We start from the raw sequence: 406 nt of genomic DNA on the forward strand, positions 1-406 counted from the left end.
CTTTTCCCTACACACAAAAATTCTCGACGGTATTCTCGCTGGTTATCATCATTTCGATATGCGTTACGTATATATTTTTAATAACCCACGCGCCATTTTTTACCGAATATGCCTAAATCTGGAAGTAATACTGTCGTAAACCGGTATGCAGTTCATCGAAAACCCAGATAGTGAGGTGCTTGTGAAATTTCTGTTTTCGGCAGTAGCTCTTGCCGCGCTTCCTCCCGTCGCAGCCTTTGCGCAGCAGTCGTCGAATCCTGCTGAATCGACCGACCAGCAGGTTCACGTGACCGTCAAGGTTACGTCTTCGTTCTACGGGTCGTTCACGCAGGAAAAGGATGTAGATATTCGGCAAACGGCGACATTCAGTAATCTATCCGGTGTCCATAAATCGATGAAGTATGAT

1 protein-coding gene is annotated in these 406 nt (G+C 45.8%); it reads left to right on the plus strand.

Annotated features, from left to right (window positions below; all coding sequences use genetic code 11):
- Nucleotides 1-181 precede the first annotated feature (181 nt).
- Nucleotides 182-406: hypothetical protein (locus tag M3661_RS29950; protein WP_251491383.1), on the plus strand; the 225-nt coding region annotated here is incomplete at its 3' end.

The organism is Paenibacillus sp. MER 180 (assembly GCF_023713665.1).
Classification (GTDB): Bacteria; Bacillota; Bacilli; order Paenibacillales; family Paenibacillaceae; genus Paenibacillus_B; species Paenibacillus_B suaedae.